Origin of the sequence: Pseudomonas sp. Root329 (assembly GCF_001424925.1) — a bacterium.
GTDB lineage: Bacteria > Pseudomonadota > Gammaproteobacteria > Pseudomonadales > Pseudomonadaceae > Aquipseudomonas > Aquipseudomonas arabinosi.
This window is the reverse complement of sequence record NZ_LMCV01000034.1, coordinates 209,683-223,865: the sequence shown is the minus strand read 5'-3', so window position 1 is coordinate 223,865 and position 14,183 is coordinate 209,683. Positions and strand designations below refer to the sequence as shown.

The 14,183-nt window shown below is 60.0% G+C and carries 10 protein-coding genes; 6 read left to right on the top strand and 4 right to left on the bottom strand.

Features of this window, described 5'->3' with window-relative positions; genetic code table 11:
- Positions 1-660, bottom strand: a complete 660-nt coding sequence (locus tag ASC74_RS22705; protein ID WP_046053172.1) for a GntR family transcriptional regulator — start codon at positions 658-660, stop codon at positions 1-3.
- A 266-nt stretch (positions 661-926) separates the two neighbouring features.
- Between ASC74_RS22705 and xdhA the strand changes: the two genes are divergently transcribed.
- The 4 genes from xdhA to guaD all read left to right on the top strand — a co-directional run bounded on the left by xdhA (position 927) and on the right by guaD (position 7,078).
- Complete coding sequence (xdhA, locus tag ASC74_RS22700; protein WP_056744241.1) at positions 927-2,381, top strand: xanthine dehydrogenase small subunit; 1,455 nt, start codon at positions 927-929, stop codon at positions 2,379-2,381.
- Entirely contained in the window at positions 2,374-4,773 is a 2,400-nt protein-coding gene (xdhB, locus tag ASC74_RS22695) for a xanthine dehydrogenase molybdopterin binding subunit (protein WP_056744240.1), read from the top strand. Before xdhA ends, xdhB begins: the two co-directional genes overlap by 8 nt.
- Positions 4,774-4,919: 146 nt before the next feature.
- Positions 4,920-5,765, top strand: a complete 846-nt coding sequence (xdhC, locus tag ASC74_RS22690; protein ID WP_056744239.1) for a xanthine dehydrogenase accessory protein XdhC — start codon at positions 4,920-4,922, stop codon at positions 5,763-5,765.
- Between the two features lie 8 nt (positions 5,766-5,773).
- A complete protein-coding gene (gene guaD, locus ASC74_RS22685) occupies positions 5,774-7,078 on the top strand; it encodes a guanine deaminase (protein WP_056744237.1) in 1,305 nt (434 codons plus the stop codon).
- 181 nt (positions 7,079-7,259) lie between these two features.
- On the opposite strand, the gene ASC74_RS22680 is transcribed toward guaD, so the two are convergent.
- Entirely contained in the window at positions 7,260-8,024 is a 765-nt protein-coding gene (locus ASC74_RS22680) for a GntR family transcriptional regulator (protein WP_046047886.1), read from the bottom strand.
- Positions 8,025-8,251: 227 nt separating this feature from the next.
- Between ASC74_RS22680 and ASC74_RS22675 the strand changes: the two genes are divergently transcribed.
- A complete protein-coding gene (locus tag ASC74_RS22675; protein WP_056744235.1) occupies positions 8,252-9,442 on the top strand; it encodes a benzoate/H(+) symporter BenE family transporter in 1,191 nt (396 codons plus the stop codon).
- Positions 9,443-9,585: 143 nt separating this feature from the next.
- Here the strand turns inward: ASC74_RS22675 and ASC74_RS22670 are convergent, their stop codons facing one another.
- Positions 9,586-9,930, bottom strand: a complete 345-nt coding sequence (locus tag ASC74_RS22670) for a YggL family protein (RefSeq protein ID WP_046047888.1) — start codon at positions 9,928-9,930, stop codon at positions 9,586-9,588.
- 234 nt (positions 9,931-10,164) lie between these two features.
- Here ASC74_RS22670 and dacB point away from each other — a divergent pair, with 234 nt between their 5' ends.
- Entirely contained in the window at positions 10,165-11,625 is a 1,461-nt protein-coding gene (gene dacB / locus ASC74_RS22665) for a D-alanyl-D-alanine carboxypeptidase/D-alanyl-D-alanine endopeptidase (protein WP_056744233.1), read from the top strand.
- Between the two features lie 140 nt (positions 11,626-11,765).
- On the opposite strand, the gene ASC74_RS22660 is transcribed toward dacB, so the two are convergent.
- Positions 11,766-14,165, bottom strand: coding sequence for a sensor domain-containing diguanylate cyclase (locus tag ASC74_RS22660; protein WP_056744231.1), 2,400 nt, complete (start codon positions 14,163-14,165; stop codon positions 11,766-11,768).
- Between the last annotated feature and the right edge of the window lie 18 nt (positions 14,166-14,183).

Genomic DNA, 14,183 nt, shown 5'->3' with positions numbered 1-14,183 from the left:
TTAAGCGTCCGTCAGGGCGGAGACCACCAGATCACTGCTGCGCTGGGCATACGCCGTCAGCACAATGCGGATCTGCGGAAAATCACGGGCCAGCACGGCGGCGAGCAAGCGTTCGAACAACTCCAGGAACTCGCTCATCGACGCCTTGCGCTGTTCCAGGGCGAGGAAATACGCGCGGCTCATGGCCGGCTGCAGATTCTCGACGGTTTCCTGCAAGTACGGATTGTTGGCGAACGGATACGCGGCGCGCATCACACTGAAGCTGTCGTCGACAAAGGTGCGAATGTCCTGGCGCTCGTAGCTGGCGGTCAGGCGCTGCTGGATTTGCACGAACGGCGCCATGTCGGCCTGGACTTTCCAACCGCTGGCCACTGCATTGCCCAGCAGGATGTAAAGCTCGCTCATCAGCGTGCACAGGCTCTGGACCTTGTGAACCGTGAGCTCGGTCACGTGGGCGCCACGTCGCGGCAGGATCGCGATCAGGTGGCGGCGCTCGAGGATCAGCAAGGCTTCACGGACCGAACCGCGGCTGACATTGAGGGCCAGCGTGACCTTCTGTTCCTGGATGCGCTCCCCGGGCTTCATTTCGCCACGAATGATGCGTTCGGCGAGGTGGTGAGCAATTTGCTCGGCGAGGCTGTCCGGCGCCTTGAACGTCATGGTTGTCCTTCAAACTCTTCGATCTGCACAAGCGGCGCAGTGTAGCGCACATGAAGGGTCATGGCGGAGTGCCCACTCAGCGGTTTTTGGCACGATTCAAGCAAAAAGCAGGCTATCCCGTGAGGGTCAATAATAAAGGAATGCGTCGTTGATCGACAAAATGCTATTTCCTGACCTTTAAGTCAGAAAATCATTGACCGCAAAGTCAGACCTGATAAATTCGGTTCAAGTCGGTTAACAACAATAATGAGTCTGCGAGGCCTTCCGTGATCCAGTTTTTACTTAACCAGGAACTCCGTAGCGAGCACGCCCTGGACCCAAACCTGACCGTGCTCAATTATCTGCGCGACCATGTGGGCAAACCCGGCACCAAAGAAGGCTGCGCCAGCGGTGACTGCGGCGCGTGCACCGTGGTAGTCGGCGAGCTGCAAACGGATGACGATGGCCGCGAACACATTCGCTATCGCAGCCTCAACTCGTGCCTGACGTTCGTTTCGTCACTGCACGGCAAACAATTGATCAGCGTTGAAGACCTCAAGCACCAAGGCGAGCTGCACAGCGTGCAGAAAGCCATGGTCGAGTGCCACGGCTCGCAATGCGGCTTCTGCACCCCGGGCTTCGTGATGTCGCTGTTCGCGCTGCAAAAGAACAGCGATCAACCGGATGCTCATAAAGCTCACGAAGCGCTGGCCGGCAACCTCTGCCGCTGCACCGGCTATCGACCGATTCTGGCTGCCGCCGAACAATCCTGCTGCGGCAAGCAAACGGACCAGTTCGATGCGCGTGAAGCCGACACCATCGCTCGCCTGAAAGCCATTGCACCTACCGATATTGGCGAACTCAACAGCGGCGACAAGCGCTGCCTGGTGCCGCTGACCGTCGCCGATCTGGCTGACCTCTATGACGCTTATCCACAGGCTCGCCTGCTGGCTGGCGGCACGGATCTGGCGCTGGAAGTCACGCAGTTCCACCGCACCCTGCCGGTGATGATCTACGTCGGCAACGTCGCCGAGATGAAGCGCATCGAACGCTTTGATGATCGCCTGGAAATCGGCGCCGCCACCGCCCTCTCCGATTGCTACGAGGCCTTGAAAGCCGAGTACCCGGACTTCGGCGAATTGCTGCAGCGCTTCGCTTCGTTGCAGATCCGCAACCAGGGCACCCTTGGTGGCAACATCGGCAACGCCTCTCCGATCGGTGACTCCCCGCCCCTGCTGATTGCACTCGGCGCGCAGATCGTTTTGTACAAAGGCGACATCCGCCGCACGATGGCGCTGGAAGACTACTTCATCGATTACCGGGTCACCGCGCGTCAGGAAAGCGAGTTCATCGAAAAGATCATCGTGCCTCGCGCCAGCGCCGAACAACTGTTCCGCGCCTACAAAGTGTCGAAACGTCTGGACGATGACATTTCCGCCGTCTGCGCCGCGTTCAACCTGCGCATCGACAACGGCGTGATCGCCGATGCCCGCGTCGCCTTCGGCGGCATGGCTGCAATCCCGAAACGCGCAAAAAATTGTGAAGCCGTTCTGCTCGGCGCCACCTGGAACAACGACACCGTCGAACGCGCCTGTGCTGCGCTGGCCGAAGATTTCACACCGCTCTCGGACTTCCGTGCCAGCAAGGAATACCGCCTGCTCAGCGCCCAGAACCTGTTGCGTAAATACTTCATCGAACTGCAAACACCGCACATCGAGACTCGGGTGACCGCTTATGTCTAATCATCACGCCGTAGAGAAGACCCAAGTCGAATTGGCTGAACTGTTCGCCAAGGACCTGACCACCGGTGTCGGCCGCAGCGTCAAGCACGACAGCGCCGCCAAGCACGTGTCCGGTGAAGCGCAGTACATCGACGACCGACTGGAATTCCCGAACCAGCTGCACGTTTACGCACGCCTGTCGGACCGCGCCCACGCGAAAATCATCAGCATCGACACCCAGCCTTGCTACGCCTTCGACGGCGTGCGCATCGCTATCACCCACAAAGACGTGCCGGGCCTGAAAGACATCGGCCCACTGATGCCGGGCGATCCGTTACTGGCCATCGATGACGTCCAATTCGTCGGTCAAGTGGTGCTCGCCGTTGCGGCGAAGGACCTGGAAACCGCACGCAAAGCCGCCATGGCCGCGATCATCGAATACGAAGATCTGGAGCCGGTGCTGGATGTGGTTGAAGCGTTGCGCAAACGCCACTTTGTGCTTGATAGCCACACGCATCAGCGCGGTGATTCGGCCGGCGCTTTGGCCACCGCCGAACACCGCATTCAAGGCACATTGCACATTGGCGGTCAGGAACACTTCTATCTGGAAACCCAGATCTCTTCGGTAATGCCAACCGAAGACGGCGGCATGATCGTCTACTGCTCGACGCAGAACCCCACCGAAGTACAGAAGCTTGTAGCCGAAGTACTGGACGTATCGATGAACAAGATCGTCGTCGACATGCGCCGCATGGGCGGTGGTTTCGGTGGCAAGGAAACCCAGGCCGCCAGCCCGGCGTGCCTGTGTGCAGTGATCGCGCACCTCACCGGCCAGCCGACCAAGATGCGCCTGCCGCGGGTCGAAGACATGCTGATGACCGGCAAGCGTCACCCGTTCTACGTCGAGTACGACGTCGGCTTCGACAGCACCGGCCGGCTACACGGCATTGCCCTGGAACTGGCCGGTAACTGCGGTTGCTCGCCGGACTTGTCGGCGTCGATTGTCGACCGTGCGATGTTCCACGCCGACAACTCGTACTACCTGGGTGACGCGACCATCAACGGTCATCGCTGCAAGACCAATACCGCGTCGAACACCGCTTACCGTGGTTTCGGCGGCCCACAAGGGATGGTCGCTATCGAAGAAGTGATGGACGCCATCGCCCGCCATCTGGCCCTCGATCCGCTGGCGGTGCGCAAGGCCAACTACTACGGCAAGACCGAGCGCAACGTCACCCATTACTACCAGACCGTCGAGCACAACATGCTCGAGGAAATGACCGCCGAACTCGAAGAAAGCAGTCAGTACGCCGAGCGCCGCGAAGCGATCCGTCGCTACAACGCCAACAGCCCGATCCTGAAAAAAGGCCTGGCGCTGACCCCGGTGAAATTCGGTATTTCCTTCACCGCCAGCTTCCTTAACCAGGCTGGTGCGCTGATCCATATCTACACCGACGGCAGCATCCACCTGAACCATGGCGGCACCGAAATGGGCCAGGGCCTGAACACCAAAGTCGCGCAGGTCGTGGCCGAAGTGTTCCAGGTGGAAATGGACCGCGTGCAGATCACCGCAACCAACACCGACAAAGTGCCGAACACCTCGCCGACTGCCGCCTCCAGCGGTGCCGACCTGAACGGTAAAGCCGCACAGAACGCGGCGGAAATCATCAAGAAACGTTTGGTTGAATTCGCCGCACGGCAGTACAAGGTCAGCGAAGAAGACGTGGAGTTCCACAACGGTCATGTACGCGTTCGCGATCACATCCTGACCTTTGAAGCGCTGATCCAGCAGGCGTATTTCGCTCAGGTGTCGCTGTCGAGTACCGGGTTCTACAAAACCCCGAAAATCTTCTACGACCGTAGCCAGGCGCGTGGTCGGCCGTTCTACTACTACGCCTTCGGCGCAGCGTGCTGCGAGGTGATCATCGACACCCTCACCGGCGAGTACAAAATGCTGCGCACCGACATCCTCCACGACGTCGGCGACTCACTGAACCCGGCGATCGACATCGGTCAGGTCGAGGGTGGTTTCATCCAGGGCATGGGCTGGCTGACCATGGAAGAACTGGTGTGGAACAACAAGGGCAAACTGATGACCAATGGCCCGGCCAGCTACAAGATCCCGGCGGTGGCAGACATGCCGCTGGACCTGCGGGTGAAACTGGTGGAAAACCGCAAGAACCCGGAAGACACGGTGTTCCATTCCAAGGCCGTGGGTGAACCGCCGTTCATGCTGGGTATCGCGTCGTGGTGTGCGATCAAGGACGCGGTGGCGAGCCTGGGCGACTACAAGCACCAGCCGAAAATCGACGCACCGGCGACCCCGGAGCGGGTGTTGTGGGGCTGTGAGCAGATGCGCCAGTTGAAGGTGGCGAAGGCTGTCGAGGCTGAGACCGAGTTGGCTTCGCTCTAAGACCGAGGTGCGGCCTTCGCGAGCAAGCCCGCTCCCACAATGGATCTCCAGTGGGCACAAATTTTGTGAATGACAGAGATCAAAATGTGGGAGCGGGCTTGCTCGCGAAGAGGCCGGGACAGACAACAGAGATGTTGAGGTGAAACATGTACAACTGGATCGACGCCCTCGCCGACCTGCAATCCCAGGGTGAACCCTGCGTGTTGGTCACCATCATCGAAGAGCTCGGCTCGACGCCGCGTAACGCCGGTTCGAAGATGGTCATCAGCGCCAACCAGACCTTCGACACCATCGGTGGCGGGCATCTGGAATACAAGGCCATGCAGATCGGCCGCGAAATGCTGGCCAGTGGCAAGCAGGACACGCACCTTGAGCGCTTCAGCCTCGGCGCCAGCCTGGGTCAGTGCTGCGGCGGCGTGACCGTGTTGCTGTTCGAACCGATGGGCCAGGTCCAGGCGCAGATCGCCGTGTTCGGTGCCGGCCACGTCGGCCGGGCGCTGGTGCCGCTGCTCGCCAGCCTGCCCTGCCGGGTGCGCTGGATCGACTCGCGGGATGCGGAGTTCCCTGAACAGATCCCCCACGGCGTCCGTAAAATCGTCGCCGAAGAACCGGTGGACGAAATCGATGACCTGCCCGCCGGCAGCTACTGCATCGTCATGACGCACAACCACCAGCTCGACCTCGAACTCACCGCCGCGATCCTCAAGCGCAACGACTTCGCCTACTTCGGCCTGATCGGTTCGAAGACCAAACGAGTGAAGTTCGAACACCGCCTGCGGGACCGTGGTTTCGACAGCGCCGTGCTGCAACGCATGCGCTGCCCGATGGGCATCGGCGAAGTCAAAGGCAAGTTGCCTGTGGAAATCGCCATCTCCATCGCCGGCGAAATCATCGCCACCTATAACGCCAATTTCGGCCAGCACACCGCCAGCGCCGGATCATCGATCGCCAAACTGCTGCCTGCTTCACGCCGCAGCCAAGCCACGAATTGAGAAATTTTATGCCACTGACTCGCAAAGCCTACCGCGCCGCCATTCTGCACAGCATCGCCGACCCCGCCGAAGTCGGTATTGAAGCCTCGTATGAGTATTTCGAAGATGGCCTGCTGGTGGTTGATAACGGCCAGATCAGCGCCCTTGGTCACGCCAGCGACTTGCTGCCGACCCTGCCGGCTGACATCGAGATCACCCATTATCAGGATGCGCTGATCACCCCAGGCTTCATCGACACCCACATTCACTTGCCGCAAACCGGCATGGTCGGCGCCTACGGCGAGCAACTGCTGGACTGGCTCAACACCTACACCTTCCCGTGCGAAAGCCAGTTCGCCGACAAGGCTCACTCGGATGAAGTCGCAGGCATTTTCATCAAGGAACTGCTGCGCAACGGCACCACCACCGCGCTGGTGTTCGGCAGCGTGCACCCGCAATCGGTGAACTCGTTTTTCGAAGCCGCCGAACAGCTGGACCTGCGGATGATCGCCGGCAAGGTGATGATGGACCGCAACGCGCCGGACTACCTGACCGACACCGCCGAATCCAGCTACGTCGAAAGCAAGGCGCTGATCGAGCGCTGGCACGGCAAGGGTCGTTTGCACTACGCGGTCACCCCGCGGTTCGCCCCGACCAGCACCCCGGAACAGCTGACCCTTGCAGGTCAGTTGCTCAGCGAATTCCCTGACCTGTACATGCAGACCCACATCAGCGAAAACCTCAAGGAAGTCGAGTGGGTCAAGGCGCTGTTCCCGGAGCGCAAGGGCTACCTGGACGTCTACGACCACTACAAACTGCTCGGCGAACGTTCGGTATTCGCCCACGGCGTGCACCTGTGCGATGACGAGTGCGCGCGGCTGGCGGAAACCGGCTCGGCGATCGCCTTCTGCCCGACGTCGAACTTCTTTCTCGGCAGCGGCCTGTTCAACCTGCCGATGGCCGAGAAGCACAAATTGAATGTCGGCATCGGTACGGACGTCGGTGGCGGCACCAGTTTCTCGCTGCTGCAAACGTTGAACGAAGCGTACAAGGTCATGCAGATGCAAGGCGCCCGGTTGAGCCCGTTCAAGTCGCTGTACCTGGCCACCCTCGGTGGTGCTCGCGCGCTGCGTCTGGAAGACAAGATCGGCACTCTGCAACCGGGCACTGATGCGGACTTCCTGGTGCTGGACTACAACGCCACGCCGCTGCTCAGCTATCGCTTGAAGCAGGCCAATAACATTGCCGAGACGCTGTTTGTGTTGATGACGCTTGGGGATGACCGGACGGTGTTGCAGACGTATGCGGCGGGGAATCAGGTGCATCAGCGCTAGGTTTTTCCGGGCACAAAAAAATCCCCCGCAGCTTTACAGCCTGGGGGATTTTTATTGCCTGTCAGATAGCCTTCGCGAGCAAGCCCGCTCCCACATTAGATCTTCAGCGAACACGATTTTTGGGTATGCCACAGATCCAGTGTGGGAGCGGGCTTGCTCGCGAAGGGCGCGCCTCGGTGTATCAGAGCTTCGCGACCGGCCGCCCTGGCTTCTTGGTCTGCAACAAATGTGAGAACACCGCATGCAAATCATCCGACGCGCTTTCTTCGTCGAGGTTGAGTTTGCTGTCGATGTGATCCATGTGATGCATCATCAGGTCCACTGCCAGCTCAGCGTTACGCGCTTCGATGGCGTCGATCAGCTGAGTGTGCTCGTCGTAGGAACAGTGGGAGCGATTGCCGCTTTCGTACTGGGCAATGATCAACGACGTCTGGGACACCAGGCTGCGCTGGAAGCTGATCAGCGGAGCGTTTTTCGCCGCCTCGGCCAACTTCAAGTGGAACTCGCCCGACAGACGAATACCGGCGCCGCGATCGCCACGGGAGAAGCTGTCACGCTCGTCGTTGACCATCTGGCGCAACTCGGCAATCTGCTCGGCCGTGGCGTGCTGCACCGCCAATTCAGTGATCGCTCGCTCCACCAGACGCCGGGCCATGAACACCTGGCGCGCCTCTTCGACACTTGGGCTGGCGACGACAGCGCCACGGTTCGGACGCAGCAGCACGACGCCTTCATGGGCCAGGCGCGAGAGCGCGCGGCGAATGATGGTGCGACTGACCCCGAAAATTTCCCCCAGCGCTTCTTCGCTCAACTTGGTGCCGGGCGCCAGACGCTGTTCGAGGATGGCCTCGAAGATATGCGCGTAGACAATATCGTCCTGGGTACCGCTGCGGCCGGCTTTGCCTGCTCGCGGTTGTTTCTTTAGGGGTTGCAACTGTTCGTTCATGGGCACTCGAGTCGGAAGAACTGCGGCGAATTGACCGTGACTGTAATACGGCACAGTGGGTCGCTGGCAAGTATCGCGTAAAAAACACCGCGATTGTACACAATGGAGGGTGGCAACACGACTGTACGGCTGTTTGTCACTTCCGCTGTATTGCAACGACTGGTTACTTTTGAGTTTAGGCTTGAACCCGGGTTTTACCTTTCAAAAGTATAAGGAACACCGCAGTCATGAACGACGCCACGCACACGCAACTCCGCCCTCTGGCTGATACGTCGCCTTCTGCGATCGTTGCCGGCTTCATCGCGATGATGACCGGTTACACCAGCTCGCTGGTCCTGATGTTCCAGGCCGGGCAAGCGGCGGGCCTGACCAGCGGGCAGATTTCCTCGTGGATCTGGGCGATCTCGATTGGCATGGCGGTGTGCTCGATTGGCCTGTCTTTGCGTTATCGCACACCGATCACCATTGCCTGGTCGACCCCCGGCGCGGCGTTGCTGATTACCAGCCTGGGCGGCGTGACCTACGGCGAAGCCATCGGCGCCTACATTACCTGTGCGGTGCTGGTGACGGTTTGTGGTTTGACCGGCAGCTTCGAACGGCTGGTGAAAAAGATTCCGGCTTCATTGGCCGCTGCACTGTTGGCGGGGATTCTGTTCAAGATCGGCAGCGAAATCTTCGTCGCCGCGCAGCATCGCACCGCGCTGGTATTGGGGATGTTCCTCACTTATCTGGTGGTCAAACGCCTGTCGCCGCGTTATGCGGTACTCGCCGCGCTGTTGATCGGCACGGCACTGTCGGGATTCATGGGCCTGTTGGATTTCAGCGGTTTCCACCTGGAAGTGGCGACACCGGTCTGGACCACACCGCACTTCTCCCTGGCCGCGACCATCAGCATCGGCATTCCGCTGTTTGTCGTGGCAATGACCTCGCAGAACATGCCCGGCATCGCCGTGCTGCGCGCCGACGGTTACACCGTACCGGCCTCGCCGCTGATCACCACCACTGGCATCGCTTCGTTGCTGCTGGCGCCGTTCGGTTCCCACGGGATCAACCTGGCAGCCATCAGCGCGGCGATTTGCACCGGGCCGCATGCCCATGAAGATCGCAACAAGCGCTACACGGCGGCCGTCTGGTGCGGGATTTTCTACGGGATTGCCGGGGTGTTCGGCGCGACGCTGGCGGCGCTGTTTGCCGCGCTGCCGAAAGAGTTGGTGTTGTCGATTGCGGCGCTGGCGTTGTTCGGCTCAATCATCAATGGCTTGAGCATCGCCATGAACGAAGTGAAGGAACGTGAAGCGGCGCTGATTACCTTTATGGTGACCGCGTCGGGGCTGACGCTGTTTTCCATCGGTTCGGCGTTCTGGGGGATTGTGGCGGGGGTGTTGACGCTGGTGATTCTGAATTGGCGTAAAAGCTAAAAGCTCGCAGCCTCGTTGCACTCGACAGCTGCTACATGGATCGCATTGCCCTGTAGCAGCTGTCGAGTGCAACGAGGCTGCGAGCGCTTGATCTTCCGGACATAAAAAAACGGCGACCCTTGGGTCGCCGTTTTTTTACAACATCAAGCTACCGGATTGATCGGCTTTTCCGGGTACCAGACGTCGATCAGCGGGCTGACAGTCGCTTCAGTCAGTTCGCTGCGGCCTTTGAGCCAGGCTTCAACAGCGACACGCTGCTCTTCGGACACCGAGCCACGCTTCTGCAGGCAAACCAGACCGAAGTCGTCGCCGCCAACATAACCCAGACCGTTGGCTTCCATGGCTTCTTTCAGGAACGCGTCGAGGAAAGCATCAATGGCTTCATCAGCCAAATCTTCTTTGAAATCCAGGTTCAGTTCGAAACCCAGCTCTTGAAATTCATCGACGCACAGTTTTTTGCGCAGACGCTGGGAACGGTTAGTCGCCATTGGAACAATCCTCATAAGTAATAACGGGCGGCACTTTAGCAGTTTAAGGCGCCGATTGCCCGTCTCTCTGGGTTGCAGGCCCTACCGTCGGTAAAAAAATAGCGGATTAGACGACCAGGGTAAGGCACAAGCCGCTACACCTTGGGGCATAATGCCGACACTTTCATGACCGCTGAGGGAATTTATCTTCATGCCCTCGTCTTTTTTCCCCTCGGCTGTAGGGTTTTATTTCACATGATCAAATCTTTGCGTCCATTGCTACTGGCCGGTTTTCTGCTCCCGCTGGCCTTCTCTGTTTCCGCCGCTCCGATCAACACCTCGCTGTCGCCCAATGTTGAAAAAGCCCTCAAGGCCAGCAAGATGCAGGACAACGCCCTGTCGCTGGTGATGATCCCGCTCAACGGCCCTGGCACCCCGACGATTTTCAACGCTGACGTCTCCGTCAATCCGGCCTCGACCATGAAACTGGTCACCACCTATGCGGCGCTGGAAATGCTCGGCCCGAACCACCAGTGGAAAACCGAGTTCTACACCGACGGCACGCTCAGCGGCGGCATCCTCAACGGTAACCTCTACCTCAAGGGTGGCGGTGATCCGAAGCTGAACATGGAAAAACTCTGGTTACTGATGCGTGACCTGCGCGCCAACGGTGTGACGCAAATCACTGGCGATCTGGTGCTGGATCGCAGCTTCTTCGTACAACCGCAATTGCCGCAGTTCAACGACGACGGCAATGACGACAACAAACCGTTCCTGGTCAAACCCGATTCGCTGATGGTCAACCTCAAGGCCCTGCGCTTTGTGGCGCGCAACGACAACGGCCGGGTGCTGGTGTCGGTGGAACCGCCGATTGCCACCATTCGCATCGAAAACCAGGTCAAAGCCGTCAACTCCAAGCAATGCACCGGTGGCGTGCGTTACAACCCGGTGACCCAGGCCGATGGCAGCGTGACCGTGACGGTCGGCGGCCAGTTGGGCGAGGGTTGCAGCTCCCAGACTTACCTGTCGTTGCTCGACCACGCGACCTACACCGCGGGCGCCGTGCGGGCAATCTGGAAAGAACTGGGCGGCAGCATTCAGGGCGTGGACCGTCTGGCGCCAACGCCTAAAGATGCCAAAGTCCTGGCTCGGGCCTTTTCGCCAGACCTGGCGGAAATCATCCGCGACATCAACAAATACAGTAACAACACCATGGCCCAGCAGCTGTTCCTGAGCCTGGGTGCGCAGTTCCGCACCGAGGCCGACGGTGACGATGCCAAGGCTGCACAGCGTGTCGTGCGTCAGTGGCTGGCGAAGAAAGGCATCACCGCGCCGCACTTGGTGATGGAAAACGGTTCCGGCCTGTCCCGTGCCGAACGGGTGAGTGCGCGTGAAATGGCCGGCATGCTGCAAGCGGCCTGGAAAAGCCCGTATTCGGCCGAGTTCATCAGTTCGATGCCGATTGCCGGTACCGACGGCACCATGCGCAAACGCCTGAAGACCACTGCGATGCGCGGTGAAGCGCACATCAAAACCGGCACCTTGAATACGGTGCGGGCGATTGCCGGTTTCAGCCGCGACATCAACGGCAATACCTGGGCGGTAGTGGCGATCCTCAATGACAAGGCACCGTTTGGCGCATCGTCGGTGCTGGATCAGGTACTGCTGGACCTGTATCGCCAGCCAAAACTGCCGGAAACGGCTTCGGTGCTCTAACCCGCCCCTCCAAACACTGGAGATCAAATGTGGGAGCGGGCTTGCTCGCGAGTGCGGTGTGTCATTCAGCATTAATGTCGACTGATACTCCGCATTCGCGAGCAAGCCCGCTCCCACAGGGTTTTGCCGTACAGCCGCACCTAACTCATCTCTCCTTCTACCCGATCCCGCCCGGCCAGTTTCGCCGCATACACCCCCGAATCCGCCCGCAGCAGCAGCGCATCCGCACCCTCCCCGACTCGCCAACTGGCAATCCCGAAACTGGCGGTCACGGTCCCGACGCCTTCGATCGGCGAACTGCGCAACCCTTGCCACAGCTGCAAGGCCAGGACATGGGCATGCTCGCCGTTGATATCCGGGCAGAGCACCATGAACTCCTCGCCACCCAGGCGACAGAACACGTCGGTGCGCCGCAGCCGATGGCCGATGCGTTCGCACACGATCTGCAACACCCGATCGCCGACCGCGTGGCCATGCTGGTCATTGATGCGTTTGAAGTGGTCGATATCGAGCATGATCACCGACAGTTCGCCGCCACCGCGTTCGACCCGGACCATTTCGGTGGTCAGGCGTTCCTGGAAATAGCGGCGGTTGTGGATCCCGGTCAGAGAGTCGGTGATCGATAGCGCCCGCAGTTCTTCTTCCACCCGTTTCAAGTCGGAGATGTCCGAGACATAGCCGTGCCAGAGCACGCCGCCACCGGGCAATTCCTCCGGCGTCGCTTCGCCACGAACCCAACGCAGGCCGCGCAGGGGCAGCTGCACGCGGTATTCCTCGCGCCAAGGGCTGAGGGTGTCCGCCGACGCCCGGATCGAAGCGCGGACCCGAGTGGTGTCCTGCGGATGAATCCGCGTGAAAATCGCTTCGGCGTTGAACAACAGCACATCCGGTTCAAGTTCGTAGATCTCGCGAATACCGTCGCTGGCGTAGATCACGCTGAAGCGCCCATCGAACTCCATCTTGAATTGGTAGATCCCGCCGGGCACATGGGCGCTGAGTTTCTTCAACAACAGGTCCCGTGCCGCCAGGGCCTCGTGGACCCGCTTGCGTTCAGTGATGTCGATACAGATCGCCAGGTGCCCGACCCACAAGCCTTGCTCGTCGAGGACCGGGGTCGCCAGCATGTTCACCGTCAAATGGCTGCCGTCGCTGCGCAGCAGCGTCCATTCCCGCGCTTCGTGACCGCCCTCCTCGCCGCCCTCGACCAACATCGCCTGACAGGTCGGAATCGGTTTGCCATAACGCGCGCTCAACTCCGCCGAACGTGCCAGGAGCTCTCGGGGCAAGTGCAGGTTTTCCAGGGTCATGTGGCCCACCACTTCGGCGCTGGTGTAGCCAAGCATTTGCTCGGCACCGGCATTGAAGGTTTGGATAACCCCGCGCAGGTCAGTGGCGATGATTGCCACCTGGGTCGCGGCATTCAGCACGCCGCGCAACTGGCCATGGGTGCCGCGCAACTCCTGCTCACGGGCGCGCAGTTCCTGGGTCCGTTGCTCGACCATTTTCAGCGCCCGTTGACGCTGACTGACCAGCACATACAGCAAGGCACTGAGCAACAGACTGAGCAAGCCGCCCAGCACCACCAGGGTGGTCACCGAAGAATGATTGGCTTGCAGGAAGGCATCGCTGGGCTGAATGTCGACTTGATAGTCATGGTCGGCAAGCCGCAACAGCCGGGTCGCGGACAACTCACTGGGCGCCGGCGTGTTAGGGGACTCATAAAGCACTTCGTGCTGATCGTCTGTGGATAAGTCGAGAATGCGCACCGAAAGATAGTCACGGCCAGCCTCCGGCAGCCCGTCCGCGAGCAACTGATGCATGCTGATCACAGCCATGACATAACCGTACGATTTCACCCCCGCCGTAGCCGGACTATTGCGCAGCAACACCGGTGCGACCAGCAGCACGCCGCGGGCATAGGCCGGTTCGATACTGACCAGATGCATCGGTTGCGATACCGCCATGCCGCCGAGCTGATCGGCCCGTTCAAGGGTGGAACGGCGCAAGGGTTGAGCCCACAGGTCGTAGCCCAGCGGCGAACCCAGTTTGCTTTGGGTCTGGCTATACAGCACCGCCACGTACTCATCCCGTTCGGCCGCCAGTTGCAGTTGGCCGTCGGCATTGAGTTCGCGCAGGGTGAAGTCGGGTAAACCTTCTGCACGCACCTGGCGTTCAAATACCGCCCGTTCGGCACCGGTTACCCGCTTGGCGAAGGAATAGGCCTGAGTCCGGTGCAGCAGCGGTTGGGTGTAACCGTCGAACTCCACGCGGGAGACCGAATCGGAATTGGCAAAGAACCGGCGCAGGCCATCGAGGCGCTGCTCCTGATCTTCAAAGCGTTCTTCGATACGGCTGTAACGTTCACTGGCCAGCAGTTGGAAACGTTGCCGCAATTGATGCTGGAACAGATTCAGCGTCGACCACGCCAGCAATCCCGTGAGAATCCCGCCGACAACCAATACCAGCAATGCGACCAGCCAGGCCGAGACATCTTCACTGATAAAACCCAGGATCTTCGGGCGCACGGCGTGCAACGACATAGACGCAACTCAAAACGC

Coding starts and splice junctions, on each gene's coding strand:
- ASC74_RS22705 (WP_046053172.1), bottom strand. CDS start 660: ATGACGTTCAAGGCGCCGGACAGCCTCGCCGAGCAAATTGCTCACCAC.
- xdhB (WP_056744240.1), top strand. CDS start 2,374: ATGTCTAATCATCACGCCGTAGAGAAGACCCAAGTCGAATTGGCTGAA.
- xdhC (WP_056744239.1), top strand. CDS start 4,920: ATGTACAACTGGATCGACGCCCTCGCCGACCTGCAATCCCAGGGTGAA.
- guaD (WP_056744237.1), top strand. CDS start 5,774: ATGCCACTGACTCGCAAAGCCTACCGCGCCGCCATTCTGCACAGCATC.
- ASC74_RS22680 (WP_046047886.1), bottom strand. CDS start 8,024: ATGAACGAACAGTTGCAACCCCTAAAGAAACAACCGCGAGCAGGCAAA.
- ASC74_RS22675 (WP_056744235.1), top strand. CDS start 8,252: ATGAACGACGCCACGCACACGCAACTCCGCCCTCTGGCTGATACGTCG.
- ASC74_RS22670 (WP_046047888.1), bottom strand. CDS start 9,930: ATGGCGACTAACCGTTCCCAGCGTCTGCGCAAAAAACTGTGCGTCGAT.
- dacB (WP_056744233.1), top strand. CDS start 10,165: ATGATCAAATCTTTGCGTCCATTGCTACTGGCCGGTTTTCTGCTCCCG.
- ASC74_RS22660 (WP_056744231.1), bottom strand. CDS start 14,165: ATGTCGTTGCACGCCGTGCGCCCGAAGATCCTGGGTTTTATCAGTGAA.